This is a genomic window from Actinoplanes sp. ATCC 53533 (assembly GCF_003947245.1).
On the sequence record NZ_QHHV01000158.1, the window covers coordinates 31,990 to 51,904 of the forward strand.

General features: G+C 70.2%; 15 protein-coding genes. 7 read left to right on the forward strand and 8 right to left on the reverse strand.

Going from position 1 to position 19,915, the window contains the following annotated elements:
* The first annotated feature begins 25 nt into the window (after positions 1 to 25).
* Positions 26 to 1,216, forward strand: coding sequence for an acyltransferase (locus DMB66_RS41695; protein ID WP_199752931.1), 1,191 nt, complete (start codon positions 26 to 28; stop codon positions 1,214 to 1,216).
* Between the two features lie 61 nt (positions 1,217 to 1,277).
* Here DMB66_RS41695 and DMB66_RS41700 read toward each other — a convergent pair whose 3' ends face one another.
* Positions 1,278 to 2,276, reverse strand: coding sequence for an NAD(P)-dependent alcohol dehydrogenase (locus DMB66_RS41700; RefSeq protein ID WP_125809670.1), 999 nt, complete (start codon positions 2,274 to 2,276; stop codon positions 1,278 to 1,280).
* A 328-nt stretch (positions 2,277 to 2,604) separates the two neighbouring features.
* Between DMB66_RS41700 and DMB66_RS41705 the strand changes: the two genes are divergently transcribed.
* Entirely contained in the window at positions 2,605 to 3,330 is a 726-nt protein-coding gene (locus tag DMB66_RS41705) for a DUF6082 family protein (RefSeq protein ID WP_125809651.1), read from the forward strand.
* Here the strand turns inward: DMB66_RS41705 and DMB66_RS41710 are convergent, their stop codons facing one another.
* Complete coding sequence (locus DMB66_RS41710) at positions 3,331 to 3,534, reverse strand: DUF397 domain-containing protein (protein ID WP_125809652.1); 204 nt, start codon at positions 3,532 to 3,534, stop codon at positions 3,331 to 3,333.
* Between the two features lie 244 nt (positions 3,535 to 3,778).
* Between DMB66_RS41710 and DMB66_RS41715 the strand changes: the two genes are divergently transcribed.
* The 4 genes from DMB66_RS41715 to DMB66_RS41730 all read left to right on the forward strand — a co-directional run bounded on the left by DMB66_RS41715 (position 3,779) and on the right by DMB66_RS41730 (position 10,340).
* Positions 3,779 to 6,112, forward strand: a complete 2,334-nt coding sequence (locus DMB66_RS41715; protein ID WP_158647539.1) for a tetratricopeptide repeat protein — start codon at positions 3,779 to 3,781, stop codon at positions 6,110 to 6,112.
* A gap of 116 nt (positions 6,113 to 6,228) precedes the next feature.
* Positions 6,229 to 7,899: a DUF4394 domain-containing protein gene (locus DMB66_RS41720; RefSeq protein ID WP_125809654.1), complete on the forward strand. Its 1,671-nt coding sequence runs from the start codon at positions 6,229 to 6,231 to the stop codon at positions 7,897 to 7,899.
* 162 nt (positions 7,900 to 8,061) lie between these two features.
* Positions 8,062 to 9,942 (forward strand): hypothetical protein, encoded by a 1,881-nt coding sequence (locus DMB66_RS41725; RefSeq protein ID WP_125809655.1) that lies wholly within the window; start codon positions 8,062 to 8,064, stop codon positions 9,940 to 9,942.
* Between the two features lie 20 nt (positions 9,943 to 9,962).
* The gene (locus DMB66_RS41730; protein ID WP_125809656.1) at positions 9,963 to 10,340 is read left to right on the forward strand and encodes a hypothetical protein; all 378 of its coding nucleotides are present in this window, start codon (positions 9,963 to 9,965) and stop codon (positions 10,338 to 10,340) included.
* Positions 10,341 to 10,346: 6 nt separating this feature from the next.
* Here the strand turns inward: DMB66_RS41730 and DMB66_RS41735 are convergent, their stop codons facing one another.
* From DMB66_RS41735 to DMB66_RS41760, 6 genes are all read right to left on the reverse strand, one after another.
* Positions 10,347 to 12,470 carry a beta-galactosidase gene (locus tag DMB66_RS41735; protein ID WP_199752932.1) on the reverse strand — a complete coding sequence of 708 codons (2,124 nt, stop codon included), beginning with the start codon at positions 12,468 to 12,470 and terminating at the stop codon, positions 10,347 to 10,349.
* Positions 12,471 to 12,519: 49 nt separating this feature from the next.
* Positions 12,520 to 13,374, reverse strand: coding sequence for a carbohydrate ABC transporter permease (locus DMB66_RS41740; RefSeq protein ID WP_199752933.1), 855 nt, complete (start codon positions 13,372 to 13,374; stop codon positions 12,520 to 12,522).
* Positions 13,371 to 14,279, reverse strand: coding sequence for a carbohydrate ABC transporter permease (locus tag DMB66_RS41745; RefSeq protein WP_125809657.1), 909 nt, complete (start codon positions 14,277 to 14,279; stop codon positions 13,371 to 13,373). The genes DMB66_RS41740 and DMB66_RS41745 overlap by 4 nt, the downstream gene beginning before the upstream one ends.
* A 69-nt stretch (positions 14,280 to 14,348) precedes the next feature.
* Positions 14,349 to 15,686: an ABC transporter substrate-binding protein gene (locus DMB66_RS41750; RefSeq protein WP_199752934.1), complete on the reverse strand. Its 1,338-nt coding sequence runs from the start codon at positions 15,684 to 15,686 to the stop codon at positions 14,349 to 14,351.
* A 135-nt stretch (positions 15,687 to 15,821) separates the two neighbouring features.
* Positions 15,822 to 16,877, reverse strand: coding sequence for a LacI family DNA-binding transcriptional regulator (locus tag DMB66_RS41755; RefSeq protein ID WP_125809659.1), 1,056 nt, complete (start codon positions 16,875 to 16,877; stop codon positions 15,822 to 15,824).
* A 147-nt stretch (positions 16,878 to 17,024) separates the two neighbouring features.
* Positions 17,025 to 17,840 (reverse strand): hypothetical protein, encoded by an 816-nt coding sequence (locus tag DMB66_RS41760; protein ID WP_125809660.1) that lies wholly within the window; start codon positions 17,838 to 17,840, stop codon positions 17,025 to 17,027.
* Positions 17,841 to 17,941: 101 nt separating this feature from the next.
* Here DMB66_RS41760 and DMB66_RS65655 point away from each other — a divergent pair, with 101 nt between their 5' ends.
* A complete protein-coding gene (locus tag DMB66_RS65655; RefSeq protein ID WP_125809661.1) occupies positions 17,942 to 19,909 on the forward strand; it encodes a serine/threonine-protein kinase in 1,968 nt (655 codons plus the stop codon).
* The last annotated feature ends 6 nt before the right edge of the window (positions 19,910 to 19,915 follow it).

Consider the following 19,915-nt stretch of genomic DNA (forward strand, 5'->3'; position numbering starts at 1 on the left):
TCCCCACTGTGGACAGGAGCACGTCTTGACGGTCGTTTCGCCGTGCGCGCCCGGCGGCCTCCGGGTGGTGGGGCTCGACGGGATGCGCGGTCTGGCCGCCCTGTATGTGGTGGTGCACCACTGCTGGCTGCTGACCTTCCCCGGCTACCCGGCCAACACCGGCCCGGGCTGGCTCGGCTGGCTGACCCACGGGCGCCTCGCGGTCGTCGCGTTCATCGTGCTGTCGGGCTTCTCGCTGGCCATCTCGCCGGCCCGCGACGGTTGGCGCCTCGGTGGCGCGCTCCGGTTCGCCCGGCGGCGGGCGCGCCGCATCCTGCCGCCGTACTGGGCGGCGCTGGCGGTCAGCCTCATGATCGCGAGCGCGGTGCCGTCCCTGCCGCTGAGCGCGCCGCCGACCGTCCGGTCGGTAGCCGTCTACGGCCTGCTGATGCAGGACTTCCTCGCGGCTCCGGCACCGAACGGCGCGTTCTGGTCGATCGCGGTGGAGGCCGGCCTGTACCTGGTGTTCCCGTTCCTGCTGCTGCTCCGCCGCCGCGCCGGCGCGACGGCGATGCTCGCCGCCGTCACCGTGCCGGTCATGCTGATCGGCCTGCTCCGCCCGGAGGTGTCCACAACAGACAAAACCACGGGGTACGCGCTGGAGCTCGCGCCGCTGTTCACCCTCGGCGTCCTGGCGGCCGGCATCGTCACCGCCCGCGACCGGATCCGCCGCCTGCCGTGGTGCCGGCTGGCCGCCCTGGCCGCCGCGCCGGTGCTGCTGCTGATGGCCGTCCAAGGCTCCGTCTGGACCGTGCGGCACTACTACTGGGTGGACCTCGCGGCCGGCCCGGCGATCGCCATGCTCCTGGCCGCGGTGGCTACCCGGCGCCCGGCCGGGCTGGTCCGGCTGCTGGACAGCGGGCCACTGCGCGCGCTCGGCGGCTGCTCGTTCAGCCTCTACCTGATCCATCTGCCGATCGTCGCGCTGATCAGCCGCCGGATCGTGGCGCCGCACGCCGGGCCGGGCCTGCCGGCATTCTGGGTCACGCTGGCGCTGGCGGTGCCGATCTGCCTGGTCGCGGCCCGGATGTTCGCGGCGGCCTTCGAAACCCCGTCGGCGGGGTCCCTCACGCGATGGCGCCGCAGCGATGGCTCTGCGAAGCCGGCGCAGGTCAGCGGGAGTGAGCGTGCCGTCAACATCCCACACCACCAAGCCGGCCGTGATCGTCACTCGTGAATCATCGCACCGCGTGCTCTTCCCTGCCGCACGGACGGCTCGGTCTCCGGCCGCCACGCGATCACGGGCCGGTCGGCCCGGCCGGCTCGCCGATGGTGAGGACGATCGCCCCCAGTCGTTGCTCGGTTTCGACCCGGCGGTGGGCAGCCGCCGCCTCCGTCATCGGGTAGACCCGGTCGACGATCGACTGGATCTCGCCGGCTTCGATCATCTCGGTGAGCGTTGCCAGGTCTTCCGTTGTTTCGGGGGCAAACGCCACAGTGACGGTCTTGTCGGTGAAGCGGGTGGTCAGCACCGAGCGGGCGAGCACCGACAGCCGGGGGTTTCCATTGAGGTAGCGACCGCCCGGGTTGAGCATGTCGACAAGACGGCGGTAGGGGCTCCCGGGGACCATGTCGAAGATGACGTCGAACCTTCGCCCGGTGGTCGTGACGTCGCCGGTGGTGTAGTCGAGGAAATCGCCGGCCCCGAGGGCTCGGACGAGGTCTTCCTTGATCCCGTGGTCGACCGCGGTGACCTGCGCGCCCATCGAGTGGGCGATCTGGACGGCATGGGCGCCGATGCTGCCGCCGGCCCCGTTGATCAGCACCTGCTCCCCGGGTTTGATGCTCGCGCGCCGCATGAAGTGCAGGGCGTTGAGCCCGCCGAGCGGGACAGCGGCGGCCTCGGCGAAGGTCATGGTCCGTGGCTTGGGTCCGATGGTGGCGCGGTCGGGCAGGGCGACGTATTCGCCGTAGGCGCCCTGGCGCAGGCCGGCGGAGCCGTAGACCTGGTCGCCGGGGGCGAAGCGGGTGACCCGCCCACCCACCGACACCACCTCACCGGCGAAGTACATGCCCAGGATGCGACGCCTCGGCCTGCTGATTCCCACCGCGACCCGGAGCGGCAGCCAGAACCATTTCACCGAATACCGGAAGCTCCTGAGCTCACAGTCGCCTTTGGTCGCCTCGGCCGCCCGCACCCTGATCAGGACGTCCTGGTCGCCCGGGACGGGCATGGGCACGTCGGCCAGTCGCAGGACCTCAGGCCCGCCGTAGCGGGTGTAGGTGACGGCCTTCATGAAGCCCATCGGACCGAACCCCTTTCCCAGGTTGCCTGAGATGCGGCATCCGGCGTCGGCGATGCGGCGACCTGGCCGCAACGATACGGTCGTGCCTGCCGGATCCGTTCCAGCCGTGCCGAACCGCAACCAGAGTACGGGTGAGCTTCCACCGCCTCGTAGCTCTGGCCGGAATTGAATCACGGTTTCGGTTGCACTATGTCAATGCGGGAAGAGTCTCATTGCGTGCTGGCAGACTGCTATCTAGCCAAAATTTTGAAGAGTGAATGAATGCGGCTGAGCTCGCATTCGGGAGGCACACTGGCGGAAAAGCGCTCCGGGAGTCGAGATGAGAGCTTCGGATTCTCCGAACCTGAAGGATCACGACAGAAGCACCTTCCGTCGACTGCTCGTGTTGATGATCGCTGCATTCGCCTTCGCGCTGGCCTTGGTCGGCGTGCTCTTGATCCCACTCATCCTGGGACGCTTGTTCACCTCGGAGGGCGACTATTCCCGGATCAGCGACATCGGCCAGGCGTACGGGGCTGCCTCGGCGGTGATCTCGGCTGTTGCTCTCGGCGTGGTGGTCCTTGGGCAGTATCGGCAGGCCCACCGCGCTCGGCTGCAGGCCCTTTTCGACATGACCGACGAACTGGTGCAGTTGGCTATGGACGAGCCCATGTACCGGCAGTGCTGGGGAGCCCGGATGGCGCCGGATGAGATAGACGAGGCGTTGTTCTACTACTGCAACCGGATGATCAAGTCGTGGAAGATCGCCTGGGAGCTGAGGGATCTGTCCGAGGCGCAGGCGCGTGCCTACCTGGGGAGCTTCTTTCAGAGCGAGATCCCTCGACTGTTCTGGCACCAGCACGGCCAGTGGCAGATGCGGGCCAGGCTGACCAATCGGCGGGGGCGCTTTGTCGTAGTGATCAACGAGGAGTATTTGCGGGCCATCCATGCGGGCCCGCCGACGCGAACCCGCGAATTCTGTCAGCCGAGTCGGCGGCGGGCCAAGCCTCCGCGGCGGCATCTCGTCGATGCGGACGATATCAACGACCGCCCGACGGCGCCCTGATCAATCCTGTACGGAGTGGAAGTCGCCGGCCTTGACTCGGTCGACAAAACCCCGCCAGACCTGCTTCGAGAAGGTCAACGAGAGCTCCGAACGCTGTGAATTTCGCAGGCCGACCGCGTCGCCGAGGTCGGCGATCTCGACGCAGTGATGGTCGCTGACGCAGCGGGCGCTGCGGCGCCAGACGGCGCGGGGCAGCTCGGGCATGTCCACGGACTCCTAACGCCGAAACAGCAAGCGCCGCTACCCTACGGGATGTCCGATCATGGAGTGGTCCGTTCCCACGGCCTCGTTTGGGGGACATCGCGGCGGCCTTCGAGACCCGTCCCGGTGGCGCCCTACCGGCGACCAGGTCATGGCGTGTGCTGCCCGCCTGCTGGGACGCTCGCATGCCGTCGGCCGGGCTTCTCGGCTATATTTCGGCTGTTCCCGGGGGATGGGTGTGCGGAGCTTGGCGACGGAGTGGGACGGTTCGGACCAGCCCTCACTGACCCATGCCGCGAGCGTCGCCGATCTGGCCCTGCGGTTGCGCTGGCTGCGACGCCGTCAGGCGCATCAGCGCGGTGCTGCCCCGCTGACCTATCGCGAGCTGGCCGCCCGGACCGGCTGGTCGCACGGCATCATCGGGGCATATCTCACCGGCAAGGTCCTGCCGCCCACCGACCGTCTCGACATCCTGGTGCGGCTGCTGGGCGCCACCGCGGCCGAGCAGGGCGCTCTGGCCACCGCCCGGGACGGGGTGGAGGAGCTGCTGCGTGCCGGTGCCGCCCCGGCGCGGGTGGTTCCCCGTCAGCTGCCCGGTGGGGTTGCCGGGTTCACCGGCCGCGAGGCCGTGCTCGACCGGCTCGACGAGTTGCTGGATGCGGCCACCGAGGGCGCTGTGATCGCGGCCGTGTCCGGCACGGCGGGGGCGGGCAAGACCGCCGTGGCCGTGCACTGGGCCCGTCGGGTCGCGGAGCGGTTCCCCGACGGCCAGTTGTACGTCAACCTGAGGGGCTTCGCCGCCGCCGGGTCGGCGATGACGCCGGCCGAGGCCATCCGGATGTTTCTCGACGCGCTCGGCGTGCCGCCGCTCGGCATTCCGGCCGGGCAGGACGCCCAGGTGGGCCTCTACCGCAGCCTGCTGGCGGACCGGCAGATGCTGGTCCTGCTGGACAATGCCGCCACGGCCGACCAGATCCGTCCGCTGTTGCCCGCCGCGCCGGGCTGCCTGGCCCTGGTCACCAGCCGCGACCAGCTCACCAGCCTGGTCGCGAACGAGGGCGCCCACCCCATCAGGCTGGATCGGCTCAGTCCCGCCGAAGCCCGCCAGTTGCTGGCCACCCGCCTCGGCGCGGCCCGGGTGGAGGCGGAGCCGGCCGGGGTGGAGGACATCATCGCAGCCTGCGCCCGGCTGCCGTTGGCCTTGGTGGTGGTGGCCGCCCGTGGCGCCGTCCATCCCAGCTTTCCCCTGACGGCGCTGGCCGGCGAGCTGCGCGAGAACGACGGCGGCCTGCGGGTGTGGCACGGGGGAGACGCGGCCGCCGACGTCCGGGCGGTGTTCTCGTGGTCTTATCTGCGGCTCGGGCCGCAGGCCGCGCGGATGTTCCGGCTGCTGGGTCTGCACCCCGGCCCGGACATCGGCGAGGCCGCCGCGGCGAGCCTGGCCGGGGTTCCGGCCGCCGAGGCGCGGCAGGCGCTGGCCGAGCTGGTGCGCGCGAGCCTGCTCGACGAGCACGTGCCCACCCGGTACGCCTTCCACGACCTGCTCCGGGTGTACGCCGCCGAACTCGCCCACACCGTCGACTCGGCGGCCGAGCGGGACGATGCGATCGACCGTTCGCTGGACCACTACCTGCAGACCGGGCACCGTGCCGCCATCCTGCTGAATCCGCACTGCTATCCGCCGGTCATCGCGCCGGTCCGGCCCGCGGTTACGCCGAAGCGGCTGATCGACGGGGCCGAGGCGCGGGCCTGGTTCGACGCCGAGCATCGCGTGCTGGTCGCTGCCGTCGACTTCGCCGGGTCCACCGGGCGAGACGTCCACAGCTGGCAGATCGCCTGGAGCCTGGTGGACTATCTGGACCGGCGGGGGCACTGGCTGGACTGGGTCGCGGTCCTGACGACCGCCCTGGCCGCCGCCCGCCGCGCGGCCGACCTGCCCGGGCAGGCGCTCACCTGCCGGCACCTCGGCCGCGCCTACGTCCGGCTGCATCGATTCGACGAAGCCGACGCACCCACGCGGGTGGCCCTGGAGATCTACGAGCAGCTCGGAGATGACAGCGGACAGGCCAACATCCACGGAAATCTCGGCTATCTCGCCGAGCAGCAGTCCCGCCACCGCGATGCGATCAAGCCCGCCGAACGGTCGCTCGAGCTCTTCCGGATCGCGGGGGACCCGCGCGGCGAGGGCATCGCCCTCAACAACCTGGGCTGGTATCACCTCCAGCTCGACGACTGCCTGCTGGCCCTCGACTATTGCCAGCAAGCGCTGGCGTTGCAGCGTCAGGTCGATGACCGGGCGAGTATGGCGATCACCTTGGACAGCATCGGCTATGCCCGGTATCGGCTCGGCCAGTTCGGGCCGGCCAAGGACGCCTACCAGGAAGCGTTGCGGCTGAGCCGCGAGGTCGGCGACCGCTACTACGAGGCCGACACCTTGGTGCACATCGGAGACACCCAGCATGCCGCCGGCGAGCCGGAGGCCGCCCGCCGGACCTGGCATCAGGCGCTGTCCATCTTCGACGAGCTCGGCCATCCCGACGCCGCGCAGCTCCGGGAGCGGCTCGACCACCTCGGCGCGTGATCGGGTTTTCTCCCCCGTTCGTGCCACTCGGCCACCCGCACCCATCGACCCCGGGCGCCGCTCCGAAGTCCCGACAGAAGCCGGCCGGACGGCCGGGGCACTGAGGGAGGAACCTGATGCGTTCGAGAGTAGGAACGGTCAAGCGGGTGTCGCTGGCCGCGACCGCCCTGGCCGCGGGAGCGGCGATCGTCGCGGTAGCGACGGGGACGGTCTCGATCGGTACGCCGTTCTCGGGCGCCGACGAGCCGGCGACCGAGCTTGTCGGGGCGAAGAGCACGGCGGGTGACGGCTACGGCAACCGCGGTGACCTCTTCGTCGTCACCCAGGACAACCGCCTCTACCGGTTCGACAAGCTGGGCACCGGCCGGCAGGAGCTCAACGTGGCCATCACCGGCCTCGCCGGCGGCGAGCGCCTGCTGGGCATCGACACCCGGCCGGCGAACGGCCAGTTGTACGCCGTCGGCAGCACCGGCCGGCTGTACGTGATCGACCCGATCAGCGGCGCGGCCGGCCCGGTCGGCGCCCCGTTCGCGACCGCGCTGTCCGGCAAGCGGTTCGGCGTCGACTTCAACCCCACCGTCGACCGGTTGCGCATCGTCAGCGACACCGGGCAGAACCTGCGCATCGACCCGACAACCGGTGCGGTGGCGGGCGTCGACACCGCACTGAGCCGCAAGGGTGTGACGGCCGCCGGCTACACCAACAGCGTCGCGGGCGCCACCTCGACCGCCCTGTACGACATCGACAGCACCAAGGACAGCCTGGTGCTGCAGGGCACCAAGCCCGGCGTCACCCCGGTCGTCTCGCCGAACACCGGCATGCTCTTCCCGGTCGGCCGGCTCGGCATCGACGTCGTGGGCCTGGACGGCTTCGACATCGTGGGCGCCGCCAAGGGCGCGACGTTCCGCGAGGCGGACTACACCGCGCTGGCCGCGGTCCGGATCAAGGGCGGCGACGGCACCCGGCTGGTCCGCGTCGACCTGCGCAGCGGCCGGGCGACCGCCAAGGCGAAGCTGCCCGGCACCGTCGTCGGCATCGCCGCCTCGGCCGGCGCTCCGGTCACGGTCTACGCCACCACGGCCAGGAACGACCTGGTGAGCTTCGACCGCGACACCCTGCGGATCCGTGCGCAGCGGCCGATCACCGGGCTGGCGTCCGGTGAGAAGGTGCTGGGCATCGACGTGCGGCCGGCGAACGGGCAGCTGTACGCGCTCGGCAGCACCAACCAGATCTACACGGTCAACCCGGGGACCGCGGCCGCCACCGCGGTGGGCACCCCGTTCAGCCCGGCCGCGTACGGAAATGGGGTGGGTCTTGATGTGAACCCCGTGGTCGACCGGCTGCGCGTGGTCACCTCGACCGGGCAGAACCTGCGCCTCGTCCCCGACACCGGGGCCGTGGCGGGCGTGGACAAGCCGCTGGCGTACGCCGCCGGCGACCGGAACGCCGGCACCAAGCCCAAGGTGGCGCACGCGGCGTACACCAACAACCGGGCGGGCACGGCGAGCACGATCCTGTATGACGTCGACACCGGCACCGACGCGCTGGCGGTCCAGAACCCGCCGAACGACGGCACCCTGCGCACCACCGGCAAGCTGAAGCTGAACGTCGACAGCGCCGGCGGTTTCGACATCGCGGCCGACGGGGACGCCATCGCGGCGTTCTCCCGCTCCGGCGGCAGCCGGATCTACTCGGTGAACCTGACCACCGGCAAGGCCCGGCTCATCGGCAAGCTCGGCCGGGGCAGCGTCCTCACCAGCCTCACCGTCGCCCCGCGCGGCGTGTGACGCCCGTACCCCCGGCACAGCCCGCCCCGGCCCTCCGCGGAGGGCCGGGGCGGCGCGGGTGCCGGGTGGCCGTCAGCGGAATGTCCTCGATTGGACATCCACCCCGTGTCCGCTTGGCGACTGCACGATGGCCGCCGTGGCTGCTGGTGACGACAGTGAAGCATGGCAGTCGCATTGCACTGTTCCGGCGATGGTTCCGGTGTCACGGACTGGATCAGCAACGTCACCCGGATCACGCCGGCGCCCGGAGAGGATCCCCGGCCGTGGCTGACGCCGATCGCGTCCGGCAACGACCGCCTGCTGACCTTCCTGCACGAGGCCACGCACAACTGGTGCTTCAACTCGGCGGTGGTCCACGCGCAGATGTACGTGGCCGGGCGCGCCGAACTCAACGCCATGGCGTACCTGATGCTCCAGGACGAGCCGGATCCGGCGCAGCGCGCCGCACCGGGCAAGGCGTCGCCCACCCTGATGTTGCAGCTGCTGGGCCAGGCGGTCCGCGCCCTGGTCGGTGATCCGCGCCCGCGCCTGGGCGGCACGGTGCGGACCGTACGGGATCAGCTCGGCCTGCACATCCACGACGACGTCATCCGGCTGGAGGCCGTCAGCGAGCTGTTCCGGCCGCTCGCCGAGGGGCTCGCCCTGTTCGCCGAGTACGACGCGGTGTCCCGGTTCGCCAGCCGGGCCTGGAGCCCGCTGCCGCTGGCGGTCGCGTGGAACTTCGGGGGCCCGGAGCGTTTCGCGGAGCAGGGGGAGCGCGGCTTCATCGAGCCCTTCTCCACCACGATGATCGCCAGTCAGATCCTCTACGACGCCCGCCTGAGCGAGTGGGCCGTCACCACCAAGGCCTCGCTGCTGCGGGCACCCTTCCGCAGCACGGGCGGCGGTTACCTGCCCGGCTACCTCGCGGTCAAGAGCATGTGGCGCAACCTCTTCCGGCAGGACCCGCGGCTGTACGGGGAGTCCGACATGGTGCTGACCTACGTGCGGAACTTCTTCTTCGAGGACCTGGACCTGGCCGCCGAACTCCTGGCGCCGCCGATCAACAACTGCGTGCTGAGCACGAACCGGCTGCTCGGCCGCTTCAACGCCAGGATGAGCGAGTTCTTCGAGGCCACCCCGGCGGACCTCACCGCCTTCGAGGACGCGCTGGACAGCGCTGGTCCCGTCGAGGGGGCGGGGATGCTGCGCACGCCCGGCCAGCATCACGAGGCGCGCAGGCTGATCCAGGAACGGATCGACGACTTCCGGTCCAGCCCGGCCGCGCGGATCAGCGACTTCGCGCTGCACCACGCCGTCGACAGCCTCAACTCGCTGATGGCCCTCCGCCGGTTCGTGACCATCATGTCGGTCGAGGTGGACGTCGACGAGCGGGGGACGGTCACCTGGCAGGGCCACCAGATCCTCACCGTCGCCCCCGACGACCTGGTCCACCCGGGAAAGGGCGCGCACACCCTGGACATCCTGCTCGGCATGTCGGGCGATCAGGCGCTGAGCCGGGTCGCGGCGATCAGCCGCGGCGACGAACTGCACTCCGTCACCGTGGTCCTGGGGTCGCCGGAGCAGAAGCAGGCGCTGCGTGACTCGCTGTCGACGTCCTTCGCCTCCCGCGAGCAACGGGAATCGATGGCCCGCAACCTCCAGTTCACCGCGGACACCATCGTCGCGGAGGACTGGGGCCTGCGGATGAACCGGGATCACGTCCGGGAGCACCTGAGATCCGTCGTCGACAAGGTCTATCACGACATCGCGTTGCGATACAGCTCCGGATACGACGCGATGGACCGGTGCTCGGAACTGATGGCCGACCACGGGCTCCGGCCGCTGCTCGGCTCGACCGAGACCCTGCGGCAGGTGGCGCTCCTCGGCCTGGCGGCCAGCATGAATTCCTACCGCGACGAGCTGGAGAAGCATTTCCAGCGGCGCGGGCTGGACTTGCCGTCCCTGCTGACTACGCTGAATCAGCGCTGGGAGGAGCACGGGTTCCCGCCGCGGGTGCACGAGTCCCCCGGCAAGCGGGAAGTCCTGGTCCCCTTCCTCTGACCGGCACGGAGGTGACGCCCATGCGACGCCACGCTGTTCTGCGGGTCGACGGCCTGCACGGCATCGAGCTGGACGAGCTGACCGAGGCCGTGCCGCCCGACTCGGTGGAGACCGTCGAGGGCCCGGAGCGGTCGGTCACCCACTACGGCGAGCTGACGCTGATCACCGTGGCGCTCGTCGCGAGCGGCGCCGCGATCCAGGCGCTGTCGGCCTGGCTGTCCCGCCGGGCGGCGCGCAACCAGGTCGAACAGGGCTTCACCATCGTCGTCGAGCCCGGCGGCACGGTCCGGATCGAGCTGGCCAACCTGGCCACGCCCGCCGGCGGGCAGGCGCGGCCGTCCACCGCCGAGGAGATCGCGCAGTCCATCGCGGAGGCCATCACTTCGGCCGTGAAGTGAGGACGGCTACGCACCGGTCCGATGCTCCGCCGGTTCGGCCGGTTCGGCCAGGATCTGGACGTCCCACGGCCCGAGCAGCAGCTCCGCGCCGGCGTCCAGCCGGTCGCCGGTGAGCACGTTGCGGACGGCGGCCGGCAGCGTCACCGCCGCCGGATTCCAGGACCAGTTGTGCACGATGCGCACCCGGCGCCCGTCCGGTGCCGTCGCGCCGGCGGCCGTGACGCTCTCCGGTAGGTCCCGCCAGTCGCCGCCGCGGCGGGGGACCAGCCAGTCGCAGAGGGCCCGGGCGAACGGCTGGTTCGGCACCGTGCCGAGATAGCTGATGCGGCCCCGGCCGTGCGGGTGGGTGGTGGCGGCCGGCCACCGTCCGAAGTGCGGATGGGAATATCCGGCGAGGACCTCGGCTCCGGTGGTCTCCAGCGCGTCGGCCCAGCGCTCGGCCGCCGCGTCCGGCGGCAGGACCAGCGACGAGCCGGGCGCGGCACGCACGGGCAGGGGATCGGCCAGGTTGCTGAACTCGTCGTAGCCGACGCCCGCGGCCGCCGCGATGCCGGCGGGCGCGGTCCGGGTGCGGACCCGGGCCTGCTCGTCGGCATATCCGGTACGCGGTCCCAGCACCAGGTGGCCACCGGCGGCCGCATAGCCGACGAGCCAGTCGATCGTGGCGTCGTCGGCGAGGTACAGGCCGGGAACGATCAGGACGGGGTGCCGCGCGGCGGTCTCGCCGGGGGGCCGCTCGACGAGCCCGCGGCTGTGCAGGATGCGCACGTTCAGTCCCGCGTCGAAGGCCCCCCGGTAGAACGGGTCGAAGATCCCCCGGTACGCGTCGTAGTCCGGGCCACCGTCGGGCTGCGCCAGCGCCGGGTACTTCTGCATCAGCCACTTGCTCGGCGCCGAGTAGACCATCGCGATCTCGGCGTCCGGTGTCAGCCCGGCCACCAGGTCGCCGGCGGCCTCGAACTCGGCGCCCAGCCGCGCCAGCTCGCGGTAGGTGCGCCCGGGGCGGCCGCTGTGCGGCAGGATCCCGCCCCAGTAGGTCTCGGTGCCGAACGGCAGGGTGTTCCAGTGCCAGTATTCGATCATGCGGGCGCCCCGGGAGACCAGCGCCCAGGCGGCCTGGCGCCACTGTCCGTCGTAGGCGGGACGGCTGTCCCAGGGGTAGCCGATGTGCATGGCGTTGGTCTCGGTGACCAGGAACGGTTCCTGCCGGGAGGAGAACATGCGGTCGGCGCTCAGGTAGAGCGCCCAGGTGCCGGACGTGGTCCAGTTCTGCGCCGCCGCACGGCGATCCGGCAGTTCCAGCGCGTCCTGCATCGTGTAGTAGGGATTGCCCGCGATGACGTCCAGCCGGTCGGCGAGCCGGTCGTCCTCCACGGCCGGCCGCTCGTAGGACAGGCAGGTCGTGACGAACTGCTCCGGCCGGGCGTACTGCCGGACGATGTCCGCCTGCCAGCCGATGAACTCGGTCGTCTGGTCGGCCTGGAACTGGCGCCACGCCACGTCGTACTGGGGCTGCAGGTTGCCGTCGGGGGTCCACAGGTCGGCCCAGGTGGACAGCCGGTGCGACCAGTAGACGAGCCCCCACTCGCGGTTGAGGTTCTCCACGTCGCCGTAGGTCTGCCGCAGGTGGTCGACGAAGCGCTGGAAGACGCCGTGATTGTGCAGCAGTTCGTTGCCGGGTTCGTTGTCGACCTGGAAGCCGATCACGGCGGGGTGGGCCGCGTACCGGGCGACGATCTTGCGGACCACCCGCTCGGCGTGGAAGCGGAACGCCGAGTGGGTGAAGTCGACCTCCTGGCGCGCGCCCCAGCCGATCCGCTCGCCGGTCCGCCGCTCGCCGGCTATCTCCGGGTAGTGCCTGGCCAGCCACGGCGGTACGGCGTACGTGGGGGTGCCGAGCACGACCGAGATGCCCCGCTCGTGGGCCGCGTCCAGCACCGGCTCGAGCCAATCGAGGTTGAACACGCCGTTCTCGGGCTCCCAGGTCGACCACACCGACTCACCGACCCGGATGACCGAGAATCGCGCCTCGGCCATCAGATCGAGGTCTTCCTTCAGGCGGTCGGTCTGCTGGTATTCGTGGTAGTACGCGGCGCCGAACAGCACGCGCGGAGGCAACTGCTCCACCATGGACACACTCCCAGTGCTTGAGGTTCGAGACTTCTCGGGTGTTGCCCGGCTACTCCTTGACACCGCCGGTGGTCAGACCGGACTGCCAGTAGCGCTGCAGCAACAGGAAGGCCGCGATCAGGGGGATCACCGACAACAGGGAGCCGGTGACGACCAGGGCCAGCAGGTCGCCGGTCGACCCGCTGCCGCCCACCGACTGCGACGACCACGAGGCGAGCCCCACGGTGATCGGGTACAGCGCCGGGTCGTTCAGCATGATCAGCGGGAGGAAGTAGTTGTTCCAGGTCGCGACCAGGGTGAACAGCAGGACGGTGACGAGTCCCGGCACCAGCGAGCGCAACGCGACCCGGAAGAAGATCCGGAACTCGCCCGCGCCGTCGATCCGCGCCGCCTCGATGATGCTGTCGGACACCGCGTCCTGCGCGTAGATGCGCATCAGGTAGAGCCCGAACGGGCTGACCAGCGACGGCAGGATGATCGCCCAGGGCGTGTTGACCAGGCCCACCTTGCTGAACAGCAGGTACGTCGGGATGGCCAGCGCGGTGGTCGGCACCATGATGGAGCCCAGCACCATGCCGAAGAGGCTGTTGTTGCCGCGGAACTTGTACTTGGCGAAGCCGTAGCCGCCGAGGGCGCTCAGCAGCGCCGCGCCGCCGGCGCTGACCAGCGCGTAGATGATCGTGTTGAGCATCCACCGGGAGTAGACGCCGCCGTCGTAGGTGAACGTCTTGCCGATGTTGGAGAACAACGACACGTCGTCGCTGAACCACAGCCCGAAGGTGGAGAAGAGGTCGGCTGTGCTCTTCGTCGACGCGACGACGAGCCAGAACAGCGGCAACAGGAAGTAGATCAGCAGGGCCAGCATGCCCAGGGTGAGGAGATTGCTGCGCCGCGTGGTGCTCATCGCCGGCTCCTTCGGCTGGTCACGAACAGGACGGCGGACGAGGCGACGACGATGACGAGGCCGAGCAGGAAGGACACCGCCGCGGCGTAGTTCACCTCCTGGCCGGTGAAGGCCAGCGTGTAGGCGTACAGGTTGGGGGTGTAGGCGCTGTCGATGGCGCTCGGCGACAGGCGTTGCAGCAGGTTCGGCTCGGCGAAGAGCTGGAAGCTGCCGATCACCGAGAAGATCAGGCAGAGCAGCAGCGCGGGCCGCAGGGCCGGGATCTTGATGTTCCACGCGATCCGCAGCGGGCCGGCGCCGTCCACCGCGGCCGCCTCGTACAACTCGGTGGGCACGGTGCGCAGGGCGGCGTACAGAATGATCATGTTGTAGCCGGTGAACTCCCAGGTGACGATGTTCCCGATCGAGCCGAGAATGAGGCCCGAGCTGAGAAAGTCCGGCCCGGTGCCGCCGAACGTGTCCGCCAGTTGCGCGAAGGGGCCGAAGTCGCGGCCGTACAGGTAGCCCCACATCAGCGTGGCGACCACCGCCGGCACCGCGTAGGGCACGAAGATGCCGAGCCGGAACACCTTCGCGAAGCGCAGCAGCCCGCTGTCGATCGCGAGGGCCGCCAGCACCGCCACCGCCAGCATGATCGGCACCTGGACCAGGAAGAACTTGGCGACCCGGACGGAGCCGGAGATGAGGCGCTCGTCGCCGAGGGCGCGGGTGTAGTTGTCGAAGCCGGCGAACACGGTGCCGCCGATGAGTTGCTCCCTGAAGAAGCTCAGGTAGGCCGCGTACGCCAGCGGCAGGATGAGGAGGGTGACGAAGATCAGGAGAAACGGTGCCACGAAGAGGTATCCGCTGTTGGCGTGGTTGACGCGACGGCGGCGAACCCCCGGCAGCCCGGGCGAGATGCTCACGGTACTTGCCCTTCTTCGGGAGGATGCGGGGTGCCGGCTCCCGGACCCGACGGCCCGGGAGCCGCAGCGTCAGCTCGTTTCGACCTTGAAGCCCTGATTGCCGGCGTAGTCCGTGATCCGTTTCTGCCACGCGTCGAGCGCGCCGCCGACGTCACCCTTGTCGGCGAAGGACTTCCCGACGGTCTCGTCCCAGTCGTTGACCGCCTGGTCGAGGAACGGCGGCCACTGGAACTGGGGGTCCACGGTGGAACTGATCTCGGAGAAGACCTGGTTGACGGCCTGGCCGCCGTAGAAGGCGGGCTTCTGCCCGGTGAAGGAGGCGTCCGCCAGCAGGGCCTTGGTGGCGGGGAAGAGGAACTGCTCGCTCGCGAACATCTTCGTCGACGCCGGATCGGTGTTGAGGAACTCGGCGAACTTGGCGGCCGCGATGGGGTTCTTGGTGCCAGTGACGACCGCGCTGGTCGATCCGCCCCAGTTACCGGAGGCCGGCTTGCTCGCGTCCCACTGCGGCAGCGGCGCCGCGCGCCACTTGCCCGAGGTGCTCGCGGCGCTGCCGGTGAGGAAGACCGGGCCCCACGCCGCCGTCAGCCAGGTGGCGTACTTGCCCCGGTTCAGGGACTGGTACCAGGCGTCGGTGAAGTCCGGGTCCGCCGAGACGGCGCCGCTCTTGATCAGCTTTTCCCAGTAGGCGCCGACCTTCTTCGAGGCGGCGTCGTTGACGTTGATCTTCACCGACTCCGGCCCGGTGGTGGCGAACGGCTTCGCGCCGGCCTGCCAGAGCATGCCCATCCAGACGCCGTTCTGGTTCGCGGCGAGGTTGGTCATGGTCACGCCCGGGTCGGCGGCGTGCAGCTTCTCGGCGGCGGCGGCGAACTCGTCCCAGGTCTTCGGCGGGGCGATCTGGTGCTTGTCGAAGATGTCCTGGCGGTAGAGCATGCCCATCGGGCCGGTGTCCTGGGGATAGGCCCAGACCTCACCGTTGGCGCCGGTGACCTGGCCCCACGTCCAGTCGACGAACTTGTCCTTGTGCGTGTCGGCGCCGTAGGCCCGCAGATCGACGAGGCTCTTCGTGATGGAGAAGGTCGGGATGTACTGGAACTCGATCTGCGCCACGTCGGGTGCGCCGGTGCCGGCCTTGAGGGCGGTGCGCAGCTTGGTGTACTGGGGCTCGCCCTGCCCCGCGTTGACGACCTTCACCTTGATCGCCGGATACTTCTGCTGGAACAGGTCGACCTCCTTCTGGATGTTCGGCACCCAGGTCCAGAAGGTCAGCTCGGTGGGGGTCTGCAGGGCCTTGTCGATGTCGGCCTGCGAGGCCACGGCCGGGGCGGTTGTCGCGGTGTCGGAGTCGCCGCCGCCGCAGGCGGTGGCCAGGACCGTGGTGAAGGCGAGGGCGCCGGCCAGCAAAGCCCGTCTCCCGACCGTTTTTGGCTGTATCTGGATCACGTTGTAAACTCCTCGGTGGCATTGCTCCGGCCATGGCAGTGGCGGAGCGGCTGTTCTATGACGGGTGTATTTCCGTCGAGGTGGCGGCTTTCGCCGTCACCTCGACGGTGCCGCGGTGGACGATCTGATGACCAGTCGCGGTGTCGATGTGTCGTCGCCGGGCCCCTCGTCGGCGGGGTTCTCGATCACGCGCACCAGCCGGGTGAGACCGTTTCTGGCCATGGTGTCGAATTCCTGCGCGACGGTGGTGAGCGACGGCACCAGGTAGGCCGCGCTCGGGATGTCGTCGAAGCCGACGACGCTGACGTCGCCGGGCGTGGACAGCCCGGCCTCGTGCAGGGCGCGGATCACCCCGATGGCCATGTCGTCGTTGCCGACGAACACGGCGGTCAGGTCGCGATCCCGCGCGAGCTCCTGCCCGGCGCGGTAGCCGGACTCGGGGGTCCAGTCGCCTTCGAGGTAGGGCCGCTCCTCGGCGCCGGCGACCTTCAGCGCGCGCCGCCAGCCGTCGACCCGCCCCCGCGCCGACCACCACCGCTGCGGGCCGGCCACGTGCCGGACCGTGCGGTGTCCCAGGGAGAGCAGGTGCTCGGTCGCCACCGCCCCGGCGGCGGCGTTGTCCTCCTCCTCGCCGACGGTGATCAGCCGGGGCGCGCGCAGCCCGGGAAAGTGACCCAGGCTCAGGACGGGGACGTCCACGGCGAAGGACACGTCGCCCATGTCGATCGGCTCGGAGATGACAACGCCGTCCACCCCCTGCTCCAGCAGCGCGTCGACGGCGGAGAGCACCTCGGCCGGGTCGTCCTCGAAGGTGTTGGCCAGGCTCAGTGCGTAGCCGGTGCTGTGCGCGGCGCGTTCGAGGGCGACCAGCAGCGACGACGGCCCGTACAGGGCGGAGCCGAGGGCCACCACGCCGATCCGTCGCGAACGGCCGGACAGCAGCGTGCGTGCCGCGTTGTTGCGGCGGTAGCCGAGCTCGGCCGCCGCTTGCAGCACCCGCCGCCGCACGTCGTCCTTGACGTGCGGCTCCTCGTTCATGACCCGGGAGACGGTCTTCTGCGAGACGCCGGCCAGCCGGGCCACATCCGTGCTGCTGGCCCGGGCGGGGCGAGCGGGACGGGACGCTGGAGTGGCACCTGAGGACTCGGACATGACGCTCCCGGACTCTGGGTTGACTACGTAGTCTTTGACTACGTAGTCGGAGTCTCTACGCCGGCATTCCCCATGTCAAGGGCAGATGAACCGCAGGTTACGAACCTGATACCGGAGGTCAGCCCCGGTTCGGGCCGGACCGGGGCTTCAGCCCTCCTCGAAGATCGCGCTCCAGCCGATCGCCCCACCGCAAATCAGAACAATCGCCATCATCGCTCCCATGAGTAGCCGCCGGTACACGGTGACCCGGAAGGCGAATCGACGCCGTACCTCCGAGTCCGGCCACGTGCTGACGCCCTCAAGCCTGGTCCGCCACCCGGGGGTGGCGGACAGGACGATGCCGATGTCCCGCATCTCCGGCTTTCCGAGGACGAGGACCGGGGTGTCCGCCGGGGCGGTTTCCTCGACCACCGTCAGTCCTTCGTCGCCCACGCCGAGGGCGAGGTCCGCTACCGACACATGGCCGTCAGCCTGGAGCTGCCGCAGGTGCAGCCACCCGGCGGCGTCGGACCGGCCGGCGATGCCGATCCGCTCGTTGACAGTCAGCGTGGTCAGCGTCGGGATCGTGTAGCCGAGGCGTTTGTCGGCCAGATCGTTTCTCAGCCAGACGACGGTTTCCGGATCACCGGGATCGACCAGCGGGATTCCGCTGTCCGGCGAGGTCGCGGTGTGCAGAACTTTGACGATGAACTCCATGCCGGCATCACCCTGCGGCCGGGTCCTGCCCGCCGTCACCTGATACCAGGCGCAGCCCGTCGAGGACAGGGGAGCCGTCACCGTTCCGGCGCCGGTGCGGGCCTCGAGCACGACCCACTCGGGCAGCTCCCGCAGGTCGTTGAGGGCGCGGACCGTCAGTCGCGGCGCGTCGACAAGCCGCCGGTATTCCTTGCGGCCCTGGACGTACCAGGGCCAGATGAAGGCGATGGCCGAGCCGGCGGCAACCAAGATCGCAATGATGAACATCGGGCCCCCTCGCTGCCTACGGTAACGAAGCGGTCGGCAGGCTCCAGATCGGATCGTTGGCGGGGTACGGGCGGTCCACGGGCACCGGTACAGTTCCGGGCATGTCCCAGGACGCGGCTAGGGTGGTGGCCGGCCGTTACGCGTTGGTGCGGCAGCTGGGCCGGGGCGGGATGGGAGTCGTGTGGCAGGCCCGCGACGGGTTGCTCCACCGCGATGTCGCGATCAAGGAGATCCACCTCCCCTCCACCGGCGACAATCCCGCGGATCCGCTCATCCGGCGGGCGCTGCGGGAGGCGCAAGCAGCCGCTCAGCTTCGCCACCCGGGCATCATCACGGTGCACGACGTGGTCACCGATGACGGGCGGCCATGGATCGTCATGGAGCTGGTCGGCGGCCGTTCCCTGGCCGAGGCCATTCGAGCGCAGGGTGTGCTGTCCGCGTGGCAGGCTGCCGAGATCGGGCTGCGAGTGCTGGACGCGTTGCGTGCGGCGCACCGGCACGGCATCCTGCATCGCGATGTCAAGCCGGCCAACATCCTCCTCGACGAAGACCGGGTGGTGCTGACCGACTTCGGCATCGCCGCCGTCGACGGCGCCACCATGCTGACCGCGACCGGGCAGATGGTGGGCTCACCGTCGTACCTGTCGCCCGAGCGGATCAACGGCCGGCCGGCGACGCCGGCCGCCGATCTGTGGGCACTGGGCGTGACCCTGTACGCGGCGGTGACCGGCCGCCCGCCATTCCACGGCGAGGACACCCAGGCCACCCTCGCCGCCGTGCTCACCAGCCAACCCAAACCGCCCGCCCACGCCGGGCAGCTGTGGCCCGTCATCAAGGGACTGCTGGCCAAGGACGCCGACCAGCGGCTCACCGCCGACCGGGCAGCACCCCTGCTGGCCATCGCGGCGCAGCCGCCGGAAACCCCGACGTCCTCGCGGCGGCGGCGACGACGCCGGTTCACACCGGACACCATCGACGCCACTCTCGTCGCCCCGCCACCCACCATCGCGGCGCCGACGGATCTCCAGCCGGCACCGACGGATCTCCAGCCGGCACCGACGGATCTCCAGCCGGCACCGGGGGATCTCCAGGCGGCACCGGGGGATCTCCAGGCGGCACCGACGGATCTCCAGGCGGCACAGGGCAAGCGATCATCCGACACCGAGCAGGCGGCGCCACCGGCAAGCACCGTCGAGCCGTCCGCCCCGACGGCGGTCACTCCGACCGAGGCTGATCCCGCCACGGTGGCGCACGAGGAAAAGCCCGCACCCGGTCTCGCCATCCCCACCACTGTCGCCGGCCCGCAAGACCCGACCACAAGGGCCGCGGACCCGGTGGCTGCGGACACCATGGCTGAGCTGCCGGCCCCGCAGCCCCGAACCGACCCTCGGTCCGCCTGCAGCGAAGTGCCCGCAGGCACCTACCCGCAGCCCGGGCCACTGCCTGTGTCGCCCACCCGGCCGGTCGCCAACGGCCCGCGAATCGCCGGGGCCGCCGCCGTGGTAGCCGGGGTCATCGCGCTCACCGTCACCGTGATGAACCTCGCCACCCAACGCGGCGAGGGACCGGTGTCCCAACCGGCACCGAGCCCGTCCCTGGCGATGAGCCCATCGGTATCGGCGAGCCCATCGCCCAGTTACCGACCCGGCATCGATCCCTGCCTGCTGGGCACCTGGCGGACCACGACGAACCGAGCGTGGGGCCTGATCGACGACACCCGCGTGCTGTACACCGGCGGCGCTGGAACCATCGTCATCTTCCGGGCCGACGGCACCGCACGCACCGACTACAGCAAGATGCGACCACGGATTGCCCGCTATCGCGGCAACACCTGGTCAGACGTTCACCGCGGCACGGTATCCAGCCGGTACTACGCCGACGACGGCACCATCACCGACACCGTCACCAAGTCGAACGCGGTGGACACGCTGCGACGTAACGGAAAAGTCAACGCCAAGACGCCGGTCACGTTCTTTCCCGAGCCGAGCCAATACCGTTGCACCGGCAAAGACCTCTACACCTTCAGCGCGCAGGGCAACTTCTCCTCCGAAATGGTCCGAGTCGGCTAGCCGCCC